The sequence below is a fragment of the Halothiobacillus neapolitanus c2 genome (assembly GCF_000024765.1).
GTDB classification, from domain to species: Bacteria; Pseudomonadota; Gammaproteobacteria; order Halothiobacillales; family Halothiobacillaceae; genus Halothiobacillus; species Halothiobacillus neapolitanus.
In genome coordinates this window covers 145492-171727 of sequence record NC_013422.1, presented here as the reverse complement: position 1 = coordinate 171727, position 26236 = coordinate 145492, and the positions used below count along the sequence as shown (strand labels likewise).

18 protein-coding genes and 1 tRNA gene are annotated in these 26236 nt (G+C 56.2%); 6 read left to right on the top strand and 13 right to left on the bottom strand.

The window, feature by feature from the left end; genetic code table 11:
• Positions 1-3: 3 nt before the first annotated feature.
• Entirely contained in the window at positions 4-1878 is a 1875-nt protein-coding gene (locus HNEAP_RS00810; RefSeq protein ID WP_012823066.1) for an ABC-F family ATP-binding cassette domain-containing protein, read from the bottom strand.
• Positions 1875-3569: a 2-isopropylmalate synthase gene (locus HNEAP_RS00805; protein WP_419185600.1), complete on the bottom strand. Its 1695-nt coding sequence runs from the start codon at positions 3567-3569 to the stop codon at positions 1875-1877. The genes HNEAP_RS00810 and HNEAP_RS00805 overlap by 4 nt, the downstream gene beginning before the upstream one ends.
• A gap of 373 nt (positions 3570-3942) precedes the next feature.
• Between HNEAP_RS00805 and HNEAP_RS00800 the strand changes: the two genes are divergently transcribed.
• The gene (locus HNEAP_RS00800; protein ID WP_012823065.1) at positions 3943-4410 is read left to right on the top strand and encodes an Lrp/AsnC family transcriptional regulator; all 468 of its coding nucleotides are present in this window, start codon (positions 3943-3945) and stop codon (positions 4408-4410) included.
• Between the two features lie 84 nt (positions 4411-4494).
• Here HNEAP_RS00800 and HNEAP_RS00795 read toward each other — a convergent pair.
• From HNEAP_RS00795 to smc, 5 genes are all read right to left on the bottom strand, one after another.
• Positions 4495-4571: transfer RNA gene (locus tag HNEAP_RS00795), tRNA-Pro, on the bottom strand.
• A 33-nt stretch (positions 4572-4604) separates the two neighbouring features.
• Positions 4605-5573, bottom strand: coding sequence for a polyprenyl synthetase family protein (locus HNEAP_RS00790; protein WP_041600514.1), 969 nt, complete (start codon positions 5571-5573; stop codon positions 4605-4607).
• A gap of 57 nt (positions 5574-5630) precedes the next feature.
• Positions 5631-7688: an NAD-dependent DNA ligase LigA gene (gene ligA / locus HNEAP_RS00785; protein ID WP_012823063.1), complete on the bottom strand. Its 2058-nt coding sequence runs from the start codon at positions 7686-7688 to the stop codon at positions 5631-5633.
• 5 nt (positions 7689-7693) lie between these two features.
• Complete coding sequence (locus HNEAP_RS00780) at positions 7694-8689, bottom strand: cell division protein ZipA (RefSeq protein ID WP_012823062.1); 996 nt, start codon at positions 8687-8689, stop codon at positions 7694-7696.
• Positions 8690-8693: 4 nt separating this feature from the next.
• Positions 8694-12197, bottom strand: a complete 3504-nt coding sequence (gene smc, locus HNEAP_RS00775) for a chromosome segregation protein SMC (protein ID WP_012823061.1) — start codon at positions 12195-12197, stop codon at positions 8694-8696.
• A 137-nt stretch (positions 12198-12334) separates the two neighbouring features.
• On the opposite strand from smc, the gene queF reads away from it, so the two are divergent.
• The 3 genes from queF to HNEAP_RS00760 all read left to right on the top strand — a co-directional run bounded on the left by queF (position 12335) and on the right by HNEAP_RS00760 (position 15323).
• Positions 12335-12724: a preQ(1) synthase gene (gene queF / locus HNEAP_RS00770; RefSeq protein WP_012823060.1), complete on the top strand. Its 390-nt coding sequence runs from the start codon at positions 12335-12337 to the stop codon at positions 12722-12724.
• 193 nt (positions 12725-12917) lie between these two features.
• Positions 12918-13436 (top strand): FHA domain-containing protein, encoded by a 519-nt coding sequence (locus tag HNEAP_RS00765; protein ID WP_012823059.1) that lies wholly within the window; start codon positions 12918-12920, stop codon positions 13434-13436.
• A 213-nt stretch (positions 13437-13649) separates the two neighbouring features.
• A complete protein-coding gene (locus tag HNEAP_RS00760; RefSeq protein WP_012823058.1) occupies positions 13650-15323 on the top strand; it encodes a serine/threonine-protein kinase in 1674 nt (557 codons plus the stop codon).
• A gap of 95 nt (positions 15324-15418) precedes the next feature.
• Here HNEAP_RS00760 and HNEAP_RS12090 read toward each other — a convergent pair whose 3' ends face one another.
• On the bottom strand, positions 15419-16480 hold the full coding sequence (locus HNEAP_RS12090; RefSeq protein ID WP_012823057.1) for a tetratricopeptide repeat protein: 1062 nt from the start codon (positions 16478-16480) through the stop codon (positions 15419-15421).
• 247 nt (positions 16481-16727) lie between these two features.
• Between HNEAP_RS12090 and HNEAP_RS00750 the strand changes: the two genes are divergently transcribed.
• The gene (locus tag HNEAP_RS00750) at positions 16728-17954 is read left to right on the top strand and encodes an MFS transporter (RefSeq protein WP_012823056.1); all 1227 of its coding nucleotides are present in this window, start codon (positions 16728-16730) and stop codon (positions 17952-17954) included.
• A gap of 11 nt (positions 17955-17965) precedes the next feature.
• On the opposite strand, the gene HNEAP_RS00745 is transcribed toward HNEAP_RS00750, so the two are convergent.
• Positions 17966-19276: an MFS transporter gene (locus HNEAP_RS00745; RefSeq protein WP_012823055.1), complete on the bottom strand. Its 1311-nt coding sequence runs from the start codon at positions 19274-19276 to the stop codon at positions 17966-17968.
• 107 nt (positions 19277-19383) lie between these two features.
• Positions 19384-21432, bottom strand: coding sequence for a BCCT family transporter (locus HNEAP_RS00740; protein ID WP_012823054.1), 2049 nt, complete (start codon positions 21430-21432; stop codon positions 19384-19386).
• Between the two features lie 954 nt (positions 21433-22386).
• On the opposite strand from HNEAP_RS00740, the gene HNEAP_RS00735 reads away from it, so the two are divergent.
• Positions 22387-23727, top strand: a complete 1341-nt coding sequence (locus tag HNEAP_RS00735) for an OmpH family outer membrane protein (RefSeq protein ID WP_012823053.1) — start codon at positions 22387-22389, stop codon at positions 23725-23727.
• Between the two features lie 95 nt (positions 23728-23822).
• Here the strand turns inward: HNEAP_RS00735 and HNEAP_RS00730 are convergent, their stop codons facing one another.
• The 3 genes from HNEAP_RS00730 to gspM all read right to left on the bottom strand — a co-directional run bounded on the left by HNEAP_RS00730 (position 23823) and on the right by gspM (position 26221).
• Positions 23823-24548: a DUF4395 family protein gene (locus tag HNEAP_RS00730; RefSeq protein ID WP_012823052.1), complete on the bottom strand. Its 726-nt coding sequence runs from the start codon at positions 24546-24548 to the stop codon at positions 23823-23825.
• Between the two features lie 321 nt (positions 24549-24869).
• Positions 24870-25706, bottom strand: a complete 837-nt coding sequence (locus HNEAP_RS00725; protein WP_012823051.1) for a type II secretion system protein N — start codon at positions 25704-25706, stop codon at positions 24870-24872.
• Positions 25703-26221: a type II secretion system protein GspM gene (gene gspM, locus HNEAP_RS00720; protein ID WP_012823050.1), complete on the bottom strand. Its 519-nt coding sequence runs from the start codon at positions 26219-26221 to the stop codon at positions 25703-25705. The genes HNEAP_RS00725 and gspM overlap by 4 nt, the downstream gene beginning before the upstream one ends.
• Between the last annotated feature and the right edge of the window lie 15 nt (positions 26222-26236).

The window sequence follows — 26236 nt, the reverse complement described above, 5'->3', positions numbered from 1 at the left end:
TTGTCAGTCGTTGAGCGACAGCCACTCCAGTTCCAATGCTTCGTGCTCCTCTGCCAACGTCTGGCGCTGGCTTGTCAGCTCATTTGCACGGGTCGCATCGGGGCCCGCATACAAGTCCGGATCAGCCAGTTGCGTATCGAGCGCCTGCAACGCAAGCACCACCGCACTCAGGCGATGCTCAATCTCCGCAACGCGCTTATCGGTGCGTTTGTCCGGTTTTCCTGCCGGTTTTTTGGTGGCAGGGCGCCAGGTCGATTCGCTCTTGGGTTTCGTCGTCTCCGCTGGTTTCGCAGGTGCGTTCGCGGCTCGACGCTCATCAGTCAACACACGGCGGTAATCGTCGAGGTCACCATCAAAAACACCGACTTTGCCGTCATGCACGCGCCAAAAGTTATCGCAAACCATTTCGATGAGGCTGCGATCATGCGATACCACCACCAACGCGCCTTCGAATGTTTGCAGTGCCGCCGCTAATGCCTCGCGCATTTCCAGATCGAGGTGGTTGGTCGGCTCATCGAGCAAAAGCAGATTCGGTGCCTGCCAGACAAGCAAGGCCAAGGCCAGACGCGCCTTTTCTCCACCGGAAAACGGCTCGATGTTTTCAAACGCACGGTCGCCGATAAAACCGAACCCGCCGAGGAAATTACGCACTTCTTGCGTAGATGCGCGGCCAGCGATGCGCTCGAGCGCCGTCATGGGCGTATCACGCGGGTCCAGTTGCTCCAGTTGATGCTGGGCGTAATACCCCACGCGAACGCCTGCCGAAATAAAGAGCTCACCGGCCATCGGTTTTTCCGCGCCACCCAACACCCGCATCAAGGTGGTTTTACCCGCACCGTTCGCGCCCAACAAGCCAATACGATCACCCGCGCGCACCGTCAGGTCGATGTTTTTGAGCAACGCCTTGCCGTTGTAACCAAGTTCGAGGTGTTCCATCGTCAACAGCGGATCGGGGGAATTCGGCGCGGGGCGAAAGCTAAAGGTAAAAGTGCTGTCGGCATGGGTCGCGGCCAGCACAGGCAAGCGCGCCAAGGCCTTGATGCGACTTTGCGCCTGTTTGGCTTTGGTCGCCTGTGCGCGAAAACGATCGACAAATGCCGTCAAATGGGCGCGTTCTCGCTCAATTTTCGCCGAAAGCGCGGCATTTTGCGCTTGGCGCTCGGCGCGCATCTGCTCGAATCCGCTGTAATTGCTGGTGTACACCGTGAGCGATTTGTTTTCCAGATGGGCGATGTGGGTGCAGACCTGATCCAGAAAATCCCGGTCATGCGAAACCACCACCAGACTGCCGGGATAGTTGATCAACCATTGCTCCAGCCAGAACACGGCATCCAGATCCAAGTGGTTGGTGGGTTCATCGAGCAGCAGGATGTCACTGGGCGCAAGCAAGGCCCGAGCGAGGTTGATGCGCATCCGCCAACCACCGGAAAACGACCGCACGGGGCGGTCGATGGCATCAGGCGCAAAACCCAAACCATCGAGCAACCGCGCCGCGCGCGATCGGGCTGTAAAGCCATCAATCGCCTCAAGATCGTGATACAGCGTGGCGAGCGCCATACCGTCTTCGGCCAGCTCGGCTGTGGCAATCGCTTTCGAAATTCGATCGTATTCGACATCTCCCGCCAGCACGCTTTCCACGGCACTCACGTCCAGATCATCCATTTCCTGCGCCACCGTGGCCAAGCGTTGCCCACCGGCCCGATCCACATTCCCCGCATCGGGCGTGAGCTTGCCTTCCAACAGCGCCAGCAGGCTCGACTTGCCCGTGCCATTACGCCCCACCAAACCCAGGCGATAGCCGGGCTGAAGCGTCAAATTCGCGTTTTCGAGTAATAACTGGGTGCCGCGCCGCAGGCTGACGGATTGAAGTTGAATCATAAGGAATTAATCACGGAGAAATCTTGGAAAAATAAACAGCGCGGAAGGATAACGCTTTTTGATGGCCGGTTGGTGCTCCGATGTTCGTCAGCCCATAAAAATCTTCTGGTTATTGATCTTCGGCGGGGGGGGGGGCTCATGGACGGCAACCGATTCACCGCCGACACGATTGCCTTGAAGGCGGCGACAACGGTATTTGAGTCAATCCCCGCACCGAGTACCGTCTGCGCCCTCTCCGTGGAAGCGATACCCACAAATGCCGCTGCCCGTGCATCCGTGCCTTGCCCTATCGCGCGCTCCTCAAACCATTGCACTCGAATCGGCACATCCAGGGCACGAATAAATGCAGCAATGGGACCATCGCCAACACCGGCACACTCGATGCACTCGTTGTGACGTTCAATGATGACGTTGACGCTTTGCTGTGTTCCGTTTTCCACGCTGGATAACCGACTCTCGATCAGTTTCAACGGCTTGTCTTGCGCCAGATATTCCCGGTCAAGCAACCTCATCAAAGTTTCGGCATTCATCTCCATGTGATCTCGATCCATATGCGCCTGGACGACAGCGGCAAACTCAATCTGCGCCCGCCTCGGCAAGTGCAGACCGTATGCCGTTTCAATCAGATACGCGATACCGCCCTTACCGGACTGACTGTTCACACGAACGACCGACTCATAGCTTCGCCCCAAATCCACCGGATCAATCGGCAGATAGGGGATTTGCCAAACGGTGTCGACGCCGTGCGCAGCAAAGCCTTTTTTAATGGCGTCCTGATGCGAACCGGAGAACGCGGTATGCACCAGATCGCCCACATAGGGATGGCGCGGATGAACCGGCAACTGGCTGCACTCGGTACAGATTCGAGCGACCTCGTCTATTTGACTGAAATCCAGTCCCGGGTGAATGCCTTGTGTGTAGAGGTTAAGTGCCAAGGTGATCAAATCGACATTGCCCGTACGTTCGCCCTGACCGAACAAGCAACCCTCGACGCGATCGGCACCGGCCATGATCGCCAATTCAGCGGCCGCCACGGCGGTACCTCGATCGTTATGCGGATGAACGCTCAGAACAATACGGTCACGATGAGCAAGGTGGCGATGCATCCATTCGATTTGATCCGCATAAACGTTCGGTGTCGACATCTCGACAGTGGCGGGCAGGTTAATCACCACCTTGTTCTCCGCCGTACAGCCCCAAGCCGCAACCACCGCATCGCACAGATCTCTTGCGAACTCCGGTTCTGTGGCATTGAAGGTTTCCGGGCTGAATTCCAGCATCCACTCCGTTTCAGGATGAGCGCGCGCATGCGCACGCGTCTGCTCGACTGCGGCCAGCACAGTATCGAAAATCTGCACCTGACTCATGCCGAACACGGTTTGCCGAAATAACGGGGCGGTCGACATGTAGATATGTACCATGGCACGGCGAGCACCTTGCAAGGCTTCAAGCGTGCGAGTCAGCAAATGGGGCCTGGCCTGCGTCAAGACGGATATCGTGACCTCATCGGGCACACGTTGTTGCTCAATCAGCTGACGCACAAAATCGAACTCGATCTGAGAGGCCGCCGGGAAGGCCACTTCAATCTCCCTGAAACCGATATCACACAGCAGATCAAACAGCTGATGTTTGCGTGCAATCGACATCGGCTCGAACAGCGCTTGATTGCCGTCACGCAGGTCCGTGCTCAACTAGACCGGTACCTTCTCTATGCGACGATTCGGCCAGAGTCGATCCGGCAGTGGAACAACCGGGGATGGGCGATATTTATGTTCGGGCTGCGTCAACATGATTCGGACCTGCTTGCATTATGTAAGAAATGACGGCCCTCATCCCACGGCCATTTTGGGGCACTCCGCACAACCGACCGGATAGATCGCCTGCACGGGGGAAAAGCGCATTCAAGGTTGACTTGAACTTAACTAGGGCTCGAATAAATTCTATTAAGAATGCCCGCGCAGACGATTGCTATTTTTGAGTGAAAACGCCCCAGGTGCGCAACTTTATTCCAAAAAAACTCAGAAAAGTGGATTAATATGGCAAAAAAGTCAACCAGGGGGAGATATGACACTAGATCGCTACGATCGCCAAATCCTGACTTTGCTTCAGGAAAACGGGCGACTCAGTAATCAGGAGCTGGCCGATGCTATCGGGCTTTCAGCCTCTCCCTGCCTAAGGCGGGTGCGCGCATTGGAAGAAAGCGGGTTGATTCTGGGGTATCGCGCCCTGCTGGATGCAAGAAAACTCGGGCTCAATCTCGTGGCTCTGTTGCATATTTCGATGGATCAACACACGCCGGAGCGGTTCGCACACTTCGAGCAACAAGTGGCCCGGCTTCCCGAGGTAATCGAATGCCTGTTGATTACCGGCCAGACGGCCGACTATCAACTCAAGGTGATTGTGACGGACATGGATGCCTATCAGATCCTGCTGCTGAACCAAATCACGCGGATCGAAGGCGTAACCGGCGTGCAAACCAGCTTTGTTTTGCGGCGGGTGCTCGACAAGACTTCACTGCCCATTCCCGATTGAGCGTGGTTAGGAACGCCAAAGAATCAAAACCAAAACCCGCCTGCGTCAATGGCAAGGCGGGTCATGTTGGTTGATTTTTGAATTTGGTCGGAGTGATAGGATTCGAACCTACGACCCCTACGTCCCGAACGTAGTGCTCTACCAGACTGAGCCACACTCCGAAGTGCCTGGTGCGGCAAGCGTTTCCCAAGGATTCAGTGATTCCGGACAACGGCCGCATCGGCGAGCGCAAGCAGGGCTTCCTTGAACGGGCTATCGGGAACGGCGGCTATGGCCTGTTTCGCCCGGTCTGCCTCGGCTTGCGCGCGGTGCGCAGTATAGGCGAGCGCGCCGGTGTGTTCAATCGCCGAACAAATCGCCTCGATATCACGCGCATCCTGCTCGGTGATCGCCCGGCGAATCATGGCCACGGTGGCTTCATCGCCCCGCTGCATGGCGATAATCAGGGGCAGGGTGGGCTTGCCTTCGGCCAGATCGTCACCGACGTGTTTGCCCGTGTGCGCTTCATCGCCGGTGTAATCGAGCACGTCGTCGATCAACTGAAACGCGGTGCCCAGATGCAGGCCATACGCGGTCAGTGCCGCTTCCACTTCTTCCGGCTGGCCTTCGAGCACGGCGGCCAACTGGGTAGCGGCGGCGAACAAGGTGGCGGTTTTGCGAACAATCACATCGACGTAGCGATCTTCGCTTACGTCAGCATCGCCCATGTTCATGAGTTGCAGCACTTCGCCTTCGGCAATGCGATTGGTAGCCTGCGCCAGAATGGCCATGACGCGGGGCTCTTGCACCTCGACCATCATCTCGAACGCGCGCGAGTAAAGAAAATCGCCGGTCAAAACAGAAGCGGCATTGCCAAAGAGTGCATTGGCGGTATCGCGACCGCGCCGCAGGGTAGATTCATCGACCACATCATCGTGCAGCAGGGTGGCGGTGTGAATCAGTTCGACTACTGCCGCCATTTGCGCGGCCCAAGGGGATGTTCCGCCCAAGGCTTGCGCCGCCAGCATCAGCACCATGGGGCGAAAGCGCTTGCCGCCCGCGCCGATGATGTATTGGGAAAGCTGATTGATGAGCGCGACATCGGAAGCCAGCTTGGCCTGGATCACGGTATTGACGCGCGCCATATCGGGCGCTGCGAGTTCTCGAATTTGGTCAACGGTCATGTTCGGCATAAAAGGCTCTAATTCGATGTCGGGTGGGTTAGGTAGTCTCTGATTTAATCAGAGATTCCTTAGTAGTTTCTGCAAGTCGGTTTCATCCAGCACGGGCACGCCCAGATCATTTGCTTTGGTCAGTTTACTGCCCGCCTCGCTCCCCGCGATCACGGCGGTGGTTTTGCTGGAAACGCTGCCGCTGACTTTTGCGCCCAGCGCCTTGAGCCGTTCGCCTGCCTCTTCTCGCGACATGCCAACCAACGTACCCGTCAGCACATAGGTTCTGCCGGCAAGCGGCAATGCATTCGCATCCGTTGCAACGATGGCGGGCCAGTGTACTCCGGCATCGATCAGATTGCGGATGACTTCCTGATTGTGTGGCTGACGCAGGAACGTAAATACGTGCTGCGCCACCACCGGCCCTACATCCGGCACGGCTTGCAGATCCTCAAGCGTCGCGGCGTTCAGCGCATCCAGATTACGGAAGTGAGCCGCCAGCCCCGCAGCCGTCACCTCGCCCACTTCCCGAATACCCAGCGCATACAAGAAACGGGGCAAGGTGGTTTGTTTGGCTGCAGACAAGGCATCCACAAGGTTCTGCGCGGATTTTTCACCCATTCGTGGCAGGGTCAACACCTGCGGCACGGTGAGATGAAACAAATCATCGACATGCTCGACCAGCTTGTGTTCGAGCAGCAGTTCGATCCACTTTTCGCCTAGCCCATCGATATTCATCGCCTTGCGACTGGCGAAGTGCTTGATGGCCTCACGGCGCTGGGCCGGGCAGAAAAGACCGCCACTGCAACGGGCTATGGCCTCACCTTCTGCTCGAACAACTTCGGAACCACAAACGGGGCAAGTGGCGGGCAGCGCCACTAGGCGGGCATCGGCTGGGCGCAATTCAGGCAGCACGCGAACAACTTCGGGAATCACATCGCCTGCCCGCCGGACAACGACCGTATCGCCAATCCGAATATCCTTGCGCGTAATTTCATCGATATTGTGCAGGGTGATGTTAGACACCGTGACCCCACCGACAAACACCGGATCAATGCGCGCAACCGGCGTGAGCGCTCCGGTGCGGCCTACCTGAAAATCGACCGCGTGGACGCGGCTTGTGGCCTCTTCTGCCGGGAACTTGAATGCGATGGCCCAACGCGGCGCCTTGGCCACAAAGCCCAGCGCATCCTGCTCGGACTGGGCGTTGATTTTGAACACGACGCCATCGATGTCGTAATCGAGTTGCGACCGGCGCGCGCTCATTTCCTGCTGATAGGCCAGCACCTCATCGCGCCCCTCGCAGCGGCGACGCCACTCGCTGACGGTAAACCCCAAATCGGCCAACCAATCGAGCAGGCCCAGTTGGCTATCGGGCAAATCGGCGCCATCAACCGCGCCCACACCATAGGCGAAAAACTGTAGCTGGCGCTTGGCCGTTATTCGCGGGTCCTTTTGCCGCAAGGAGCCGGCGGCGGCGTTCCTCGGGTTCACGAAGCGTTTGTCACCACGGGCATCGGCGGCGGCATTCAGCGCGGCGAAGGCCTTGTGCGACATGACGATCTCACCGCGCACTTCCAGCAGATCGCAGGAGAGCAGCGAATCCGGTAATTGCTGGGGAATGGCGGCGATGGTGCGGACGTTCAAGGTCACATCCTCGCCGGTCTGTCCATCGCCGCGCGTTGCGGCCTGCACCAGCTGCCCCTGACGGTAGATCAGGTTGATCGCGAGGCCATCGAATTTAGGTTCGGCGGCAAACACGAGCGGTGCATCGCGCTTCAAGCGATCCTGAATACGCTGGGTAAAAGCATCCCATTCCTCGACGCTGAACACATTATCCAGCGACAACATGGCCTGATGATGTGTAACGGGGGCGAAACGGGTGGTAAATGTCGGGCTGCCGACTCGCTGGGTGGGCGAATCCGGCGTGATCCATTCGGGGTGAGCGGATTCAATCTGCTGCAATTCACGCATGAGCCGATCGAAGGCGGCATCGCTTATTTCAGGATCGTCCAGCACGTAATAACGGAAGTTGTGCCGTTCGATTTCGTCACGCAGCGCAAGCAAACGGGCGCGGTCGCCATCCTCGGACGGCGCGGAGAACAAGTCAGGTAACGAAGACGCCATGATCCTCAGCTATTGAGCTGTTCACGATAGCGGTCGATCGATTCGGATGTCAGCGGCAGACGCTGGTCATCGAGCACCTCGCCGCCGAGCTGATCGGCAATATCGCGGGCAATGTCGATCATCTGGTCCAGAATCAGGCTTTCGCTGGGGCCGTCGAGCGGCAGTTGCATGAACAGCGCGAGCACAGGGGTCGCAAAGCTGGCACTGTTGCCACGATCGAAGGTGCCGGGCTTCACGCCGTTCATCAACGAAAACAGGGTTTCTCCCAGTTCGCCGGGATAGTGATAGATCGACAGGGCACCGTATTCGAAACCGATTTCTTCAATCAGGTTCTCCACACGATCGCCGGGGAATACGGCGCCATCGGTACTGGCCACCAGCAGAGGAAGGACGACGGGGTCGGCATCCCGACCCATGTTCTGTTTGATATTTTTCTGAGTGCTTTGTGCAGATGACGGGGCTTCGAGCTCAGCATGATCCGACGATGAATCCTGCTTTTCCTGATAGCTGAAATGAGGCGTTTGGCGACGACGGAACAGGCTGCCGGTTGTCTCGGGCACATCATCGAGCATTTTGCGGCGCACGGCACCGATCACGCCTTCGGCATCCGCCAGACCGAGCGCATCATCCACATCGATGGGTTCCGGCTCATTTTTGCGGGTGAACGTGGGGTGCTGCCAACGCAAGGGTTCGGGTTCGACTTCATGTGGTTCGGTGGCGGGCGTGATCACCGGGTCAACACGCTCTTTGACCTTAACCTGCCCGATGATGCCTTCATTGATTGCTTCATCAAGAGCGGAATCAAGCGTTATGTCAGCGGATTTCGCTCGCGCGTCTTCTTGCGCACGAATGCGTACATCAATCGGGTCGTCGAGATTCGCCTCAGTACGTCCGCTGCCCAATTCGACGGCCTGCTCGCTCTTATGGCGGAGATAAACCCACACAATCCCCGCAAGCGCCAACACGCCCGCCGCCAAAAAAATCCAACGTAACCATTCCATACTTTTATGACTCTAATAGTTGCACGGCGCGATCCACATCCACCGAGACGATCCGTGAAACACCCGCTTCACGCATTGTCACCCCGACCAAAGCCGAGGCGCTGGCCATCGTGGTTTTATTGTGCGTCACGAACAGGAATTGCACCCGATCCGACATGGCCGAAACCATAGCACAGAATCGGCCGACGTTGGCCTCATCCAGCGGGGCATCCACCTCGTCCAGAATACAGAAAGGCGCGGGGTTGAGCTCGAACAAAGCGAAAATCAACGCCACTGCGGTCAGCGCCCGCTCGCCACCGGATAATAACGATAATTGGGTGACTTTCTTACCCGGCGGTTTGGCGAATAACAGAACGCCTGCATCCAGATCATCCGCACCGCTCAATTCCAGCCGAGCCTCGCCGCCACCGAACAACTGCACGAACAAGGGGCCGATGCGCGCATTCACCGCATCGAATACCGATCTGAATTGCGCGCGCGTCTGCTTATCCAGCGTCCGGATGGCTTCCTGTAATTGATCAAGCGCTGCCTGAACGTCTTCAATCTGTCCATCCAGTTCGGACTTGCGTGCTTCGGCTTCGGCAAACGCTTCGATGGCGGTGAGGTTCACCGCGCCCAGACGGGCAATCTGCTGTTCCAGCGTTGACAGCTCGGCTGCCTGCGCCTCGGCGATATTCGGGATGTCCGCGAGCCGTTTGATGGCTTCGGCATCCAGTGATTGCTGATCGTCTCGCCATTGATCGAGTGCCAGTGTCAACGCCTCGCCCGCGTGATCCTCGCGCACCGCCAATTGCGCCCGCTGCAACTCCAGCGCCTGAACCGCCGCGCGTGCCTTTTCAAGGGCGACCTGCGTCTCATGCCGCTCGACACCTGCGGTCTGAACGGCCTGCGTGTGCTCATGAACGAGTGCCAACGCCGCTTTTTCCGCCTGCGCAATTTCATGCTGACGGGCACTGAGCGCGGTGAACTCGGCCTGCCGTTCGCTTTGCTGCGTAATCAATCCGTCCAATCGATCCGCAAATTGCGCCAACCGCTGGTCAATTTGCACCATTTGCGCCTCGTCGCGCGCCAACGATTGCTGCGCCTGCTCAAACTGGTGCTGGTTACGATCGACCGTCCGCTCCAACTGCTGGAGCGCCTGCCCCGCTTCACCGGCCTGGCGACGCAATACCTGCACGGTCTGCTCTGCCGTTTGCTGGCGCGCATTGAACGCATCGCGCGCGGAGCGGGCCTGTGCCACGATCTGTTCAAGACGGCGGATTGTATCCTCCAGTTGCCCCCTATCTGCACTCAACTGCTTGTGCTCAGCCTCCATTCGCGCAACATTTGCCGCTCGATCCGCCTGTTGCTGTTTAAGTTGTTGGTATTTGCGACGCAAATCCTCAAGCGACCAGTGCAGGCGCTGACGCTGCTGTTCGAACTGGTGTTGCTCGGCCACCAGTCGCTCGACCTGCTTGCGCTGCTGAGCCAGCTGATTTTGTATCCGCTGGTATTCAATCTGTGCCTGTTCCGCAGTGGTTTCGGCTTCAGTTCCAGCCTGCTGCAATTCGGCCAGACGCGTTTGTTGCGCGAGCCGCACGGCGGCCTGATCACTTCCACCGCGCCCAATCCAGTGCCGCCCGACCTGCCAGCCATCGGCCAGGACGAAACAATGACCGGATGGCAGGGTGTGGCGCTGAGCCAATGCCTCGTTCAAAGACGGTGCCGGGTGGCGCGTGTGCTGCCAATCGCGAAGCCAGGGCGCCAGCGCGTCACTTGGACTGCGCTTCTGTTCAAGGTCGGACTTTGGCTCGGACCGCTGCGAATCCGGTGCTACCCACCAACCCGTTGCGGGTATCTGATCGGCACGCCAAGCCACCATCAGTGCATCCAGATCATCCACGCAAGCCGCTTCGATACCCGCACCAAGCGCATGGCCCCACCAGGCATCGGCATGTGCTTTAGCGAGACGCTGAATGAGTCGCTCGGCTCTGGGCGCATCGTCTTTCGATGTTTGGTGGGCTGCCAGAGCCCGCTCAAGGCCACGACGTTCGGCCTGTAACGCATCGGCATTCTGCCGCAGAGTCTGCGCCTCTTTTTGCATAGCGGCGGCGCGATCCGATAGTTCAGCCAGAACCGTTTGCTGCTCAGCCAACACGACCTCGCCAGCGGAATGCGACTGTTCCAGCGCACCCATACGGGTTTCGGCATCCTGAATCTGTTGAATCGAGGCGGCCATCGGCTCGGTAAAGTCTCTCGAAGTCACACTCGCCCGCTCGGTCTCAAGCCGTTGCAACTGCCGCAGCAACGCGGCGTGCTCCGCCTTTGCCGCGGCCAAATCCTGCTGTGGCCGCGCCAGATCGTCGTGCGAACGCGCCCACTCGGCCCGCATTTCGTTCAAATGAGTATCCGCAGCCCGCAACTCGGCCTGTGCTTTAGCACGTTGCTCCGCGGCTTGCTGACGCTGTGATTCGAGCGTGCGCCGCTCTTCGGCGAGACGGGACAGTTCAGCCTGTAACCTCGTGCAGGCGGCTTCCAACCGCGTTCGCTGGGCAAGATCATCCTGGCGCTGTTGTTCAGCCGATTCGATTCGGGCGGCCAGTTCGCCCAGACGCCCCTGCAACTGAGCTTGCTCGGCCCCCAGTTGATATTGCCGGGCCTGAACCTGTTGAAGATCGCTCTGGGCCGACGTTCGCGCCTCATCCTCCTGCGCGCAACGCAATTCAACTTGTGCCATGCGTTCGGCCACCGTCGTCATGTGTGCCTGGGCGGTTTGCCACTCGGCATCCAACGCCGCGTTGGCGCGTTCGGTCAGCACAACCTGTACCGCAGCTTGTTCGACAACTTGACGGCGCCGTTTTTTTTGCAATTCCCGATAACGTTCGGCTGTTCGCGCCTGCCGCTCCAACTGGGTTTTCTGACGACCCAGCTCGTCGGCAATATCGCTTAAGCGGCTGAGATTGTCCTGAGTTTGCTGAATGCGACTTTCGGTTTCGCGACGGCGTTCCCGATAAAGCGAAATGCCGGCCGTCTCTTCAAGATAGGCACGCAAATCTTCCGGCTTGGCATCGACAACCCGATTGATCTGGCCCTGCTCGATCACAGAATACGAGCGCGCCCCGACGCCGGTGCCCAAAAACAGATCCACCACATCGCGGCGGCGAACGCGGGTTTGATTGATGCTGTAGCGCGATTGCCCATCCCGCCCAAGACTGCGGCAGATCACGATTTGATCATAAGCACCGAACGGCCCGGATAGGCGGCGCGCACTGTTGTCGAACGACAACTCAACCACGGCCTGGCTCGCCGCGGGACGCTGGCCGCTACCGGCGAAGATCACATCGTCAAGCGATTGGCCACGCAGCTGCTTGGCGGAAGACTCGCCCAGCACCCAGCGAATGGCATCGATGAGATTGGATTTGCCGCAACCGTTCGGGCCGACAATCGCGACCCGCTCGGCCGGCAGCAAGATTTCTGTCGGCGCGGCAAAGGATTTGAATCCAGCCAGATACAGCCGCGTCAGACGCATTCGCCCACTCCACAACCACATCGAAGCGGCACACTGCGATTCGAACCTCTATACTGGCGGCCAGAATTCATTCCATTCCTTTTAACCATAAATACAATTCGGCCTTTAACCAGACCGATATTGATGCAAGGTGATTCATGAGCACTCAACCCAGCAAAACACTCGAAACCTTTCCCAACCCGTTCCCGGACCGCGACTATACCATTCACATGACGATCCCTGAGTTCACCTGCCTGTGCCCGAAAACCGGCCAGCCCGATTTTGCCACGATCACCCTCGACTTTGTGCCCGATCAACTTTGCGTTGAACTCAAGTCACTGAAAACATACATGTGGTCATTCCGTGAAGAAGGCGGCTTCCACGAAGCGATGACCAACGGCATTCTCAATGATCTGGTTGCAGCCATCTCCCCCCGCTTCATGCGGGTAACTGGCGAGTGGAATGTGCGTGGCGGCATTTACACCAATGTAGTGGTCGAGCATCGTCAACCGGGCTGGACGCCGGCACCCAAAATCGATTTACCCTGATCAATCTCCACACGGAAATTGCTGCACGAATTCATCTATGGCTTCGTGTAGCCAGGCGCAAGTCAGAAATTTCCTACAGGCCGAAGTGCGGTCTGCGGCTCGTCCCCTCATAAAAGACAGTTAGAATCAGCCTATCGCCCGCATCGAAATTTCATACACTCGATGCCATGGCTTGCTCGTGGAGGAATCTTGTATGGAAAACGTGCAATACCAGACCAAACCCCAATACGCGGGAACTCAGGGCACCCTTTTGGTTGCCAAAAACGACGACCGTATTCATTCTCTGGATGAAACCGAACAACCCGCGCACATCAATCTGGATCAGCCCGCGTTGATCGGCCTGACACCACCCTTTATCAATCAACGATTTACGTTACGTCAGGGTAAAACCACCATTGGCCGACGAGCAGATAACAACATCGTCCTTGCCGACGGTAGCGTATCGAGCCTGCATGCCTGGATCATCGAAGACAATGGTCAGTATCGCGTCATGAATATCCTGTCCACAAACGGTAGTTTCGTGAACGACGCGCGCATTACCGAAGCGCCCCTGCAGGACGGCGACCGAATTCGTTTCGGTGGCGTCGAACTGCAACTGCATACCGGCCTCGCCAACAAAAAAACAGCTTCGTCAGGGAAAAATATCCTGCTTGCCTTTGCCGCCATCGGCATCGTGGCGCTCGTCGCCTTAGGCTGGGTATTCATGCGCTAATTGTTCGCCCCGATATACAACGGGTAGTAAAGCAGGGCAAAATACAGGGCGGGGTTTCCCCGCCTTTTTCATGTCACTTAAGGAAGCTCTGAATAATTCCATCCTGGAATGCTCAGCGCACGCAAAGCATAGGGCGTCACTTTTGCTTTGCTTCATTTTCAATCACATACGCGATTGAAAATGGATTGACCGGAGAGTCCTCAGGGAGCAGTCATGTCGAAAATGTTTGGGCGATTTGAAATCCAGGGCGAGCTGGGACGCGGCGCGATGGCCATCATCTATCGCGGCTACGACCCAAAAATCGAACGCACGCTGGCCATCAAGACCTTAAGACCGGAATTCTCCGCCCATGCCGAATACCGGGAGCGTTTTCTTACCGAAGCCAAGGCGGCAGGCACGTTAAACCATCCACATATCGTCACCATATTCGATGTGGGTGAGGTCGACGGCATTCCCTTTATCGCCATGGAATTACTCACCGGCATGACGCTGGGGCAATTCGGCGAAAGCCACCCCGAAGGCATCCCGCCCGGCACACTGGTCGAACTCGCCATACAAATCGCCGATGCACTGGATTTCGCTCATCGACACGGCGTGGTGCATCAGGATATCAAACCCGAAAACATCATCCTGCAACACGATCAACTCAACATCAAAATGATGGATTTCGGCATTGCCCGAATTATCCGCGATGCCGATGCCCCCTCAAGCAAGGGCGCGCGCGCTTTCCTTTCCGGCACGCCCCAGTACATGTCACCCGAACAGATCACCGACCAACCCATCGACGGGCGCAGTGATCTGTATTCGCTCGGCGTTGTGTTGTTCGAACTGCTGGCCGGACACCGCCCCTATCAGGATGATGACCACTGGGTCGTATGGCAAAAGGTGCTCAAAGATCCACTCCCGACACTCAGGCCCCTCAACCCCCGCACACCACCGGATCTGATCGAGCTGGTAAACACCCTGCTCGCCAAAGATCCCGACGGGCGCTACCAGTCCGCAGCAGGCGTTGCGGCCGATTTGCGCTCGATTGCCCAGCGTATGAATGAAGGCACAGAACGCTGGCTTTCGAGCAGCGTCATCCCTTTACGCATCCGCTGGCCGCTGTTGATGGCGCTGGTCGTAGCCGTCGCCATGGTGCTGGGCATGATTTGGGTCTATCACAAACAGAACAACGTGATTACGGAACTGGCCTACGATTATGGCTTCAGCCTGTCCGAATGGGTTGCAGTACAGACAGCCGAAGATCTTCTGCTTCAGGACAAACTCGCGCTCCAATCCTGGGTGGATAGCATGAGCCATAACCGCGAGATTGTGTACATGGCCATTCGAGGCGACAAAGGCCAGATCGAAGCGCAGACGCGAGGCGACCAACTCGTGGCTAGAATGGCCGCACAACTCAAGGAAGATCACGTCGTTCTGTCTCGCGGGGATTTACGCGTGTACGCGGTTCAACAGGACGCCGGTGCCCCGTTCTATGTCTTTGAAACACCGATTACCTACCAGAATCACACCATCGGCCAGTTACGTATCGGCCTAACGACGGACGCGCTGGCAACCGCGAATCGCACCACGCTGCTCACCCTGTTGACCTGGTTCGCGATTGTGCTCTTGGTGGTGGTTGCAGGCACCTACTGGCTGACAAGACGTCTGCAAATGCCGCTGGATGCGGTTTCCAACGCACTCGATCAGATCAAAATGGGGCGCTTGGAACACCGGATACGAATGCACCGACGAGACGATTTCGAACGCTTGTTTGCCGCTTACAACGCGATGGCCGACGTACTGGAAGCTAGGCAGTTGCAACGTGATGCTTCGCAAATCGAACAGGACCTGCCGCTCGGCGTGGATAAACATCTGGCCACAGTCAAAGACCCAGTTGAATGACTAGCGTCTACCGGCCCTTACAGCGGTATCGATTTATGCAGATCTGCCCTAGATGGCTTGTTTCGATCCGGGCTCAAACGATATTCAAAATGGGGTTACTGCTGGTTTAATTGGCCCAAGCGACGCTTTAATTCCTGCGCACGGGCGCGGTAACCCAGTGCGGGCTCATAGTTAGGATCCAGCGCCAAGGCTTTGTCCCACAAGGCAATCGCCTCATCCAGATGTTGTTTGCGATACGCTACTAAAGCGGCTTCGTGGTATTGCTGCACCCGTTTTTGTTGCACCTGCGCTGCGCGCGTTTTGGCCAGCTCAAGACTGGGGTCGATCGCCAACGCCCTGGAAAAGTCTTTCGCCGCTTCCTCCAACTGATTTTTCTGCATGGCAGCCAGGCCCGCTTGCTGCGCTGCCAGTGCCTTGGCTTCCTCGGCTGGCGATATCGGTTTAACAAGCGTATTTGACTTGACCACCGTTGAATTCACGGTTTGCGACTCACTGGCAGGCAAAGCCGGTTTCTCTGTCGAAGTGGAAGATTCCGCGCCCTCGCTCGTGGCCGGGATGACGGCTGGTGTTTCAGCAGTGGGTTCGTTTGCTTTTATGGTCTGCGGTTCGTCGGGCAATGCTTTGAGCTTCTTCTTTGAAGGAATCTTGATGGTTTGCCCCACCTGAAGATCCCGCCCCCGCTTGATGTCGTTATAACGACCGAGGATAACGAAATCCATTGGATTGCCGAGAAACTTCGCCGCCAATCCGCCAAGCGTATCGCCCGGCTGAACAGTGTAGGTAGAAACAGCCGGCCCCAAGGCCTTGGCCGGGTCTATCGTCAGCTGTTTCTGGAGATTTCGCGCCATCGGGTTTTTTGGATCATTCTTGAGGAAGGTCTCAAGTGCCGCCCGTGCCTGAGCGTGCTCACCGTTTTCAATCAAATACATAATCTGTTTGAGACTGAGCGACGGTGCAGGCTTGTCTGCCGACTTTTTTTGCCCAACGCCAGTGGCAGCATCACTGGCGCTGGAAGGTGTTGCCGATGACGTCTGCGCGTTCTTGAGCATTTTCCCGAAATCTTGCACTTGGGCACAACCTGAAATCGATACCGCCCCCAAGGTCAGCAACGTGACCAAGAGCATGGTACGAAACGAAAACACCATCGAAGCGCGCATGAATTACCTTTTACCATTCCATTGCCGTACAAAAACATTTCGCGGGCACCTCGAAAACTACCAAGGTGGGGTTTTTCGAGGTATCACCAAGAGTGAAACTCCGCATCGTAGCCTACTCGGAACCACCGCCAGCGGCAAGAGTCGAAAACGTGCCAAGACCGGCAAAAAATCCTGCCAAACAAACCGTCGGACCGGCTGCTAGAATAGGTTCCAACACACTTTTCTTCTGCCTCACATCGAGCACCCCATGTCTACAACTCTGACAGATACCCCCCAGCCTGTGTCACCAGCGGCACCGGTGGAGACGCAATACCGCGTCCTTGGCGCCATCAGCGTTTCACATTTCCTCAACGATCTGATGCAGTCGTTGATGATCTCGATTTATCCGCTGTTCAAAAGCAATTTTGACTTGAGTTTTGCCCAGATCGGTCTGATTACTCTGTGTTTCCAGTTGACGGCCTCCATTCTGCAACCGTTGATCGGTCAGGCGATCGACCGCAGACCGATGCCCTACTCGCTGGTGCTCGGCATGGGCTTTACCTTCAGTGGATTGATCACCCTAGCGTTCGCGCCGAGTTATGGCTTTTTGCTCGCTGGTGCGGCGATGGTGGGCATCGGCTCCTCGATTTTCCACCCGGAATCCTCTCGCGTGGCGCGCATGGCATCGGGGAAACGGCCCGGTCTGGCCCAGTCGATCTTTCAGGTAGGCGGCAACGGCGGCTCGGCGGCAGGCCCCTTGCTGGCCGCGCTGATCGTCATTCCGCACGGACAGGTCAGCATCTCCTGGTTCAGTGCAGCGGCCTTGTTGGCGATGGTGGTGCTTTTTTTCGTGGGGCGCTGGGCGACCGTTCAGCACCGCAAACCCAAAACCGCGCGCCATCTGCCGCCAGTCGACCTGTCCCGGTCGATGCGTTTGTGGATTTTGTTCGGCCTGCTGACGCTGATGTTCTCCAAGTTCCTGTACTTGGCCAGCATGAACAACTACCTGACGTTCTACCTGATGCACCGCTTCGAGTTACCGGTGCAATCAGCGCAGCTGCATTTATTCATTTTGCTGTTTGCTGTTGCCGCGGGCACGCTGATGGGCGGACCGATCGGTGATCGCATCGGTCGTCAGCGCGTCATCTGGTTGTCGATACTGGGTGTTGCGCCGTTCACGCTGCTGCTGCCGCACATGGGACTTGAAGTGCAATCGATCCTGCTGCTGGTCATCGGTTTCGTGCTGGCGTCGGCCTTCCCAGCCATGGTGGTGTACGCACAAGAACTGTTCCCGAACCGGATCGGTGCCGTGTCCGGGCTGTTCTTCGGATTTGCCTTCGGCACGGCAGGTATCGGCGCTGCCCTGCTTGGTCAGTTTGCCGATCATTTCGGTATCGATACCCTGATTTTCTATTGCAGCTTTTTACCCTTGATTGGCGTGATTGCACTCTTGCTGCCGGATCTTCGTGAGGTACCGGCTTCGTCTCCCACTTGATCGACGGGCTGTTAGCCACTTTTGGTCGTCAATAATTCGTCTGCAAACTGCTCGGATAGACGGTCACCGGCTTCGGGTGTGCGCGGATCCCAATCGGCGGCGGCGGCGGAGGTTCGCGTGGTGACAACAAATTCGCCCCGTTCGTCTTCGGGCACCGGACGATCGATGCGGATACGCCAATAGGTGAACAGGCCGAGCACACTCAACACCAACATAATGAAGCCAATCAGGCCGTTTGCGCCAAACCAGCTCATGAACATACCGGCAGAGAGCGGGCCGAATAATGCGCCGATGCCATTGACCAGCAGTAGTGTTCGAGTCGCTTCCAGTACCTGATCGTTGGACAGTCGATCATGGGTTTGCGCCACGCTGATCGCGTACACGGAAAAAACGAAGCCGCCGAAAAGCAAGCCGCCGATCCAGAGTGCCCAGCGCAAGGGCGAATCGGCGATGTTCCCAGGGCCTGAAATCAGCGTGATTGCGATCATCACGCCACCCGAGAGAATCCCCGCCAGCCCGAGGCCGATAAGCACCCAGCGTCGGTCATAGTGGTCGGACAGCTTGCCGATCGGCCATTGCAGCAACGCGCCGCCGAAGATAAGCAATGCCACGAATAGAGCCGCTCGCGCGGCATCCAGACCGATGTGCGCGCCATATACGGCAGCCAGCCCCCACAGTGCACCCGTCGCGGTACCGGAAAGTAGGGAACCGATCAGCCCTGTCGGTGCATTGTCATAGATCGCGCGCACCGATAAACGGGCCGCTTCCACCGGCACCGGCTGGGTGGCACGCGTCAAGGCAACAGGCACCAAGCCCAGTGCAAAAAGCAGTGCGACCACCATGAATGAAGCCAGACCGCTGACACCGTAGATGCCGATCAAAAATTGCCCGACAGCAAGCGCCAGCAAGCTGACCATCATGTAGATACCGAAAATTTGCCCACGATAATGACTGATCTGCGCGTTCAGCCAACTTTCGATCACCATGTACAGTCCCAGCAATGCAAAACCGCTGATCACACGCAGCGTGAGCCAGAGCCACTCGTTCAACCACAGGCCGTGCAGCAAAGCGGCGGAAGCCGACAAGGCCGCCATTGCCGCAAACACGCGCACGTGCCCCACCCGACGAATCAGTGACGGCAGCAGATACGTGCCCAGGATGTAACCCAGATAGAACCCGGACATCACCAACCCAAGCACGGTGGTGGACATGCCTTCCTGCTGAGCGCGCAGCCCGAGCAGGGTGGAAAGCATGCCGGAGCCCGCCAGTAATATGGCCATGCCCAATAGCAGGGCTTGAATGGAAACAACGGTTTTTAACATAGTAAATGCGCTTCTTTGAACGAAAAAACGAATCCGTTCTGGATTCGTTTCGATAGTGTTCGAGGTACACAGTGTGCGCACCTCATGTCACGACGAGATGAATCAAATCATTTCGCGCCCGACACTTCGCCCTCTTCATCATCCACCACTTTCCACGGCAAAATCGCGGGCGTGGTGTGCAAGAAGTGCATGTATTTCTCAAAGTGATCCAATACATCGCTGATGAGCTGGTCTTTTTCGTAGCCATACACGTCGTAGGCGAGGCCGCCGCGACGCATAAACACTTCGGCACGGTAATACTGCTCATCGCCATCATTATCGCGAGTAATGGCTGGGAAAGCGTAACTTGGCTTGGCAAAGCCGCGCAATCGTACCTCGTATTCAAAGGCCATGTCTTCGCCGCTGATCACAGACAATTTATATCGGCAAAGTTCTTTGTTCTGCGTGAGCTTAACCGGCCAATCTTGCTTTTTGAGCTCAGCTTCAACGGTTTTAAGCGAATCGGCCACCGTGGTTTCGATGTATTTGGATACATTTTCTCTCGATGGAAAATCAACCAAATTACGCAGACGTTTTTCCCAATGATTTGAATCGCCCAAACGATTATGACGACCGGAGTTCATGTGATGCTGCAGGCTCGTTTCACGATAGCCCTCGATTTGAAGCGCTCGCCAGAGGCCAACGGCTGATATCAGCATGATGATCGCAAAGGGCAAGGCCGACGTGATTGACGCGGTTTGCAACGCCGACAGGCCACCGGCCAGAAGCAGAACTGCCGCCAACACGCCCTGTGAGGACGCCCAGAAAATGCGCTGCCAAACGGGCGTACGCAACGCTCCGCCCGATGCGAGCGAATCGACCACCAGTGCGCCCGAATCGGCAGACGTTACAAAGAAGGTCACAATCAGAATGATCGCCAGAAACGAGGTGATCGACGCGAACGGCAGATGCTCGAACAGCTTGAACAGCGCAATCGCCTTGTTTTGCTCCACTTGATCGATCAGGTGCGTGTACCCATCCACCATGATGGCATGGAGCGCCGTGTCGCCAAACACGGAAAACCAGAAAAAGGTAAAGAGTGTGGGCACGACCATCACACCCAATACGAACTGGCGGATGGTGCGCCCCCGGCTGATTTTGGCGATGAACAACCCGACAAAGGGCGCCCATGCAATGGTCCAACCAAAGATGAACAGCGTCCAGTTACCGATCCATTTGCCGCCCGTGTAGGCTTCGAGGCTGAACGAACGCTCGACGATGTTGGACAAATAACTGCCTGTGTTCTGCATGAAGGTTTTAAGGATGAAAACAGTAGGACCGACCGCAAACACGAACAGCATCAAGGCGATGGCCAACAGCATATTCAACTGCGACAGGCGCTTGATGCCGGCGTCCATCCCCGCCACCACCGAGAGCGTCGCCAATGCGGTGATCAGCGCAATCGAAATGATTTGCACGGTAATATTGACCGGAACGCTCGGCCACAGGTAATTGAGCCCCGCATTGAGCTGGGCCACCGAAAGCCCCAAGGTCGTGGCGATACCGAACATGGTGCCCAGCACGGCAAACACATCCACGGTGTGGCCAATTGGCCCGTAGATTCGATCACCCACCAGTGGATAAAGCGCCGAGCGCATGGACAACGGCAAGCCATGACGGAAACCGAAATAGGCCAGCACCAACCCGACCAAGCCGTAAATCGCCCAAATATGAAAGCCCCAGTGGAAGAAGGTGATCTGCATCGACTGCCGGGCCGCTTCGATAGTGCGCGGATCACCGACCGGCGGGTCGGCGTAGTGCAAAACCGGTTCTGCCACACCAAAAAACAACAGCGCAATGCCGTAGCCTGCGGAAAACAGCATCGCAAACCAGGCGGAAAAACTGTATTCCGGTTCCGCGTGATCGGGCCCCAGCTTGATTTTGCCCCAGGGTGAGATGGCAACAACCACGATAAAGATCAGGAACAAGGCCACGGCCAGCATGTAGAACCAGCCGAAGTCGTTGGTGATGAATGCGAGCGTCGCCGAGAACGCATCACCGGCGCGCTTGGGATCGGCCACGGTGCCGATAACAAGCAGGGTGATCACAATGATCGAAGGGATGAACACGGGCGCAAGCAACGTGCTGTTCAACTTCTTTGGGGCACTCGTGGACATGGGGTGCGGTCCTCATTTTTGAGATTATTGCTTTAAAAGCATTCCAGGCGCGAATCGCAAATGGATGGGGGCTTTTATTACCCTAACCTGATTGTCCGGGCAATTCAAACCCGAATACCACATCAAATCAATTTATATAATCAATGATAGGGAAATTCCATCGATTTAGAGGATAGAATAGACGACATAAATGGATTGCACTAAAACAGTAAAAATCCAGAATTTGGTTCGAATATGAATTGAGAAACCATCAAAGATCAAGAAGAAGAATCATCGCCGAATTCTGAGCAATAATATGAATAATTCACAGAAAAAACATTTATTTTCATATGGTTAATATATTTTAACCCAACCGAAATACTGTGCCTTATCTCAGCATGAATAGCGATGTTTCCAATCGAAAACCCCTGAGGCAGGACTAACCAACCCCCTGATCCGATCACGGGCTACCGATGCGCTGATTCCGATAAATTTTGGCAAAAATTGAATGAAATAATGAAGCGACCTCTGGCTACCGCCTCAGATCATAACCACAGGAAAGCGCTGGCTAAACATCAATTCGCTTCTTGACCCACCTATTCAATCTTGTTAGCGTATTAATTGATTGCGTCCGCCATAAATTCATCCCAAGTATTTTCAGAGCGGGCAAAGCAATAATGTGATTCTGATTTTCTCATTATCTGTTAATTGTGATGTGAGCATGCAGCATTGCTCTGTCCGATACCCCCAATGCAGTGCGCAGCTTCGATCGAGTGGGCGTCCTAATCGAGCCTCTGACTAAGTTCATTACGATTTAAGGTTCAAGAACGATTCGAATAAACGTCGCAATGCCCATTTCGGCGCTTGATCGGGGTTTTTTGATCAGAACCTGTTACCGGGAACAATTCAATGAAAATAAATTCGATTCACTTGTGCACGCTTGCCTGCGCTGGCGGTTTGGCAGGGTGGCCGCAAATGAGCCTTGCCGACGCGCCCGTTGCACCGGTTTATGATCAGGCGCAACTCGATCAGATGGCAAAGGCCATGGCTACCATGCAGGCGCAGATAAAGGCCATGCAGGCAAAACTGGCGGCCGTTCGGGCCAAAAATGCAACACTGGAAGCGCAGCAAGAAACCGAGCGCAAAAATCAATCAGCCAAAAAAGTAAATAATAAGCCCGATGCCACAAAACCCAGTCAGACCGACAAATCGCTGATTCAAAGGGTGGCAGATGCCGTGGCGAAAAAAAACGCGGCACCGATCAAGGTCGGCGGTGCGGTGCGGTTCAATTACACGCTTGAGCAATTCAATCAAAATTCCAGAAATACTGTTGGTGATCTTAATTTTGATACCTTCCGCCTGAACCTAGATGGTCAAATCGATAACGTGATTCTCTCGGCCGAATGGCGTTATTACGACTACATGCAGGTCATCCATCACGCCTGGGTCGGGTATAAATTCACCCCCAACTGGCTGGTGCGCGCTGGCGTGGTGAAGGTGCCCTTTGGCAATTTGCCGTTCAACTCAAACAGCTATTACTTCAGCTCCCTATTTTACGCAGGCTTTGAAGACAATTATCAGCTCGGGCTCAGCACCACGTACGATCTGGGAAACTGGCGCTTTGATGCCGCTTTCCTCAAAAATCCCCAGCCCAACGGATTTGGTACTTCAAGTTACAGTGAAAATGTTGTGGGTTTCGATAACGGGCTTGATCCAAGTGACCCGAACTACCAACGCACCGATGCCAAGCCCATCAATACCGTGGTCGGGCGCGCGGAATACACCTGGAAAGCCAACGATGATTTAACTCTCAAGCCCGGTTTATCGTTGATGCGCGGTAGCCTGTACGGGCAGAATCAGCGCGAAGGAGACTACCACGCCTACGCGGCCCATCTGGTCGCCGATTGGCAGCGCTGGAATCTGAAACTGGAATATGCCGATTACGATTACGCCCTGAACAACAAACTGGCCGAACGTCTGGTTTATGGGGCCTACGCATACAATAGTTTCGGGCCGACCTCGGCTAAGGCCGTTACCGCTGGTGTCGCGTACGCGTTGCCGGTCCACTGGGGCCCCATCTCCAAACTCAACTTCTACAATGATTTCAGCCGCATTTACGACAAAAATGATGGCATCGATCCGACCTGGATGAATGTGTCGGGCGTTTCCGTTGTGGCAGGCCCCGTGTTTGCCTACTTTGATTTTGTTCAGGGCAAGAACCAACCGTTCGTGGGTGGCAACCTCGCGCCCGCTCGTGGCTCAGGCAATGCACCGATCAACCGCCTGTTCAATATCAACCTTGGCTATTATTTCTGAGCAACTCGTCGCTTGCGCCGCACAACAGCGTGCGGACATGCGCTGATACAGTCAGGTTGCGCGATGCGACACCCCAACGCATGCTTTGTCAAGAACTATCCATTACCCGCTTGTTCGGCTTTGCGCCGCGCAATTTCATCCCAGTCGATGTTGTTGCAGGCCAGACATTCTTCCTTGTGAACGCCCAGCTTGACCAGCAGCCAGTGGATCTTGCAGCCCACACAAAATCCGAGCACAGCCTCAAGCCACATGAAGGCGACGCAAACGAACACCAATGATGGAATCCAGTACGACAGATACTGACTGGTATCCGGTAACAATGTGCGGCCTGCGATGGCATTGACCCAATCGGCGAATGTGCTCGGGTTGAAGAAGATCAGACACAGGGCGATCATGAACGCGCCGAGTGACCAGGCATATCGTTTTGGCGTCAACGGCTTCCAGAGCGCATGCTGTTTGCGGGCCAGAAAACTGGACAGCAGGATGGTAGGCGACAGACGCGAGGTCCAGACAAACATCCCGGCGATCATCTCGAACAGGCCGTAAAACAGGACATAGGTTTGGATGGTGTAATCCCAGGTGCGCCGGATCACATTGGCCGAGTAGATGATATGGCCATCCCAATCGGTATCGAGTGTATCGTGGATGGTATCGCCATCAACGATCCAGTGACCGCCGAAACGCGCCGACCATAACGTGAACCCCATATAGATCGGGATGGCCAGCAGCATACCGGCGCGGATGCGCACCGCGGTATCGTTGATGAGAATTGGTTTGGCGGACGGATCCTGAAACCAGAGATTTTTGATCGTTTGCCACATCTGAACTTCTCCTGGGTATTTCGTGAACCTCGGTTCGAATTCTGCTGCCCGTGTAGTACACCGCTTGGTGTCCGCGAGAGCCAGACCATTGGGATTCCGGGTTCATTTAATATTTGTCTGGGCACCTCGAAATATCCGTGATTCGTCGTTCCCGCGAAAGCGGGAACCCAGAATAATCAAGGCGCCGGATTCCCGCCTACGCGGGAATGACGGGTTTTTCGAGCTTCCCATCTTTTAGTCAGTGGTTAGAATGAGCCGATTGATTAGGAATTTCTAATCGAGCTTACTTATAGAGGATAGTTAGCTACCTATCAGAGTGGCTCAATAGCGGCCGGGCAATACGCCTTGAATGGTGATTTTCCCGCTGGCATCGGGGCGTCCCAGCAAGCTTAGCTGCTGACGAAGCGCAGCGCTGGCGCGCGCTGTCGGCTGAACATAACCCCGCACGGCGGGTGCCTTGGCGACCGGCCATGTTCCCGCCAGATTAAGCTCGCCCAACAAAGGCCCGGCATTATTCGGAGCCGGTTTAACTGTGGCATTGAGTTGCCCTTGGGCGATTTTTGCATCAAAAACCAGATCGCCAAGTGCTAACGGTTCGGTCGTCGTGATCTCTGCATTTCGCCAGTTGGCCGTGGCGCGGGCGGCCTGAAGATCGAATCCGCGCTTGGTCCTGACCAGCGACGCATCCCCGCTGAAATCAATTAACCCACTTAATGGCCAAGCCGTCAGCGATGCGATTAACGGACTATCAGCGCTCATGCGTCCCTGAAAATTTCGAACATTGAGTTGCTTGAAGCCGATCGCTAGATCGGCTCCTATATTCGGGTTCGCATTTGTTGGACTTGTACGCGCGTCCGTTTGCGCCTGTACATGCCAGGCCAGTTGCAAACGGAACACCGACGATGGCAGAAAATCGGTTTGAACAGTCATGTCCGGCGCGCGGGGCAAGCTCAAACGCCACTGACCGTGCCAGACCGTACCGCCGAGCGGTTGCAACTGCACACCGGGTGGCAGCGTCAGGCGGGAAACGGGGATCAAAGTAATCGGTGCGGTCGCCAGAAGTGCCGTAAACCAGCTCACCAGCACGATGAACACGCCCAGCCTAACCAGGGAGCGCGGGCGGCGCAGCGCCAGTTCTTTCAAAGGTGTTCGGCTCATGAGGCGGCTGCGCGCTTCGCCAAGGTGATCTCGGCATCCACTAACCCAGCAGCATCGCTCGAATCACCATTTTTGGGCGTGATGTTGGCGCTCTGCACGCTCAACCCCGCGTCATTCGCCTGTGCCAACCAGCGCAATAGTAAATCGAAGGGAACGGCGGCAAACTTGAGTTGGACGCGGTCGTCACCATCCGGCTGGCGCTGAACCAACTGCTGCTCAATGCCCACTGTGCGGGCGGCCTGTTCCACCCAAAGCATCGGCGAGTCAGCACTTGGCTGTGCCGATTTAGGTCCGGCCTGCATCAATGCTTTTTTGGCTTGCGCGGTAAAAGCAGCGAGCTGTTCGGCCTGCGCGAGACGATCATGCGCCCGCTGCACGGCCTGTTGCATGGGCGACCAAACAAACTGGTAGCCCACGAGTGCCACCAACGCAATCGCCGCCAAGGTGAGCGTTCTGCGTTCGCTTTGATTGCGCTGCTGCCAGAAGCTGGAAAACCAAACAGGTGCTTTCATCATTGATTTCCTAAATTT

Coding starts and splice junctions, on each gene's coding strand:
- HNEAP_RS00810 (WP_012823066.1), bottom strand. CDS start 1,878: ATGATTCAACTTCAATCCGTCAGCCTGCGGCGCGGCACCCAGTTATTA.
- HNEAP_RS00800 (WP_012823065.1), top strand. CDS start 3,943: ATGACACTAGATCGCTACGATCGCCAAATCCTGACTTTGCTTCAGGAA.
- HNEAP_RS00790 (WP_041600514.1), bottom strand. CDS start 5,573: ATGACCGTTGACCAAATTCGAGAACTCGCAGCGCCCGATATGGCGCGC.
- ligA (WP_012823063.1), bottom strand. CDS start 7,688: ATGGCGTCTTCGTTACCTGACTTGTTCTCCGCGCCGTCCGAGGATGGC.
- HNEAP_RS00780 (WP_012823062.1), bottom strand. CDS start 8,689: ATGGAATGGTTACGTTGGATTTTTTTGGCGGCGGGCGTGTTGGCGCTT.
- smc (WP_012823061.1), bottom strand. CDS start 12,197: ATGCGTCTGACGCGGCTGTATCTGGCTGGATTCAAATCCTTTGCCGCG.
- queF (WP_012823060.1), top strand. CDS start 12,335: ATGAGCACTCAACCCAGCAAAACACTCGAAACCTTTCCCAACCCGTTC.
- HNEAP_RS00765 (WP_012823059.1), top strand. CDS start 12,918: ATGGAAAACGTGCAATACCAGACCAAACCCCAATACGCGGGAACTCAG.
- HNEAP_RS00760 (WP_012823058.1), top strand. CDS start 13,650: ATGTCGAAAATGTTTGGGCGATTTGAAATCCAGGGCGAGCTGGGACGC.
- HNEAP_RS12090 (WP_012823057.1), bottom strand. CDS start 16,480: ATGCGCGCTTCGATGGTGTTTTCGTTTCGTACCATGCTCTTGGTCACG.
- HNEAP_RS00750 (WP_012823056.1), top strand. CDS start 16,728: ATGTCTACAACTCTGACAGATACCCCCCAGCCTGTGTCACCAGCGGCA.
- HNEAP_RS00745 (WP_012823055.1), bottom strand. CDS start 19,276: ATGTTAAAAACCGTTGTTTCCATTCAAGCCCTGCTATTGGGCATGGCC.
- HNEAP_RS00740 (WP_012823054.1), bottom strand. CDS start 21,432: ATGTCCACGAGTGCCCCAAAGAAGTTGAACAGCACGTTGCTTGCGCCC.
- HNEAP_RS00735 (WP_012823053.1), top strand. CDS start 22,387: ATGAGCCTTGCCGACGCGCCCGTTGCACCGGTTTATGATCAGGCGCAA.
- HNEAP_RS00730 (WP_012823052.1), bottom strand. CDS start 24,548: ATGTGGCAAACGATCAAAAATCTCTGGTTTCAGGATCCGTCCGCCAAA.
- HNEAP_RS00725 (WP_012823051.1), bottom strand. CDS start 25,706: ATGAGCCGAACACCTTTGAAAGAACTGGCGCTGCGCCGCCCGCGCTCC.
- gspM (WP_012823050.1), bottom strand. CDS start 26,221: ATGATGAAAGCACCTGTTTGGTTTTCCAGCTTCTGGCAGCAGCGCAAT.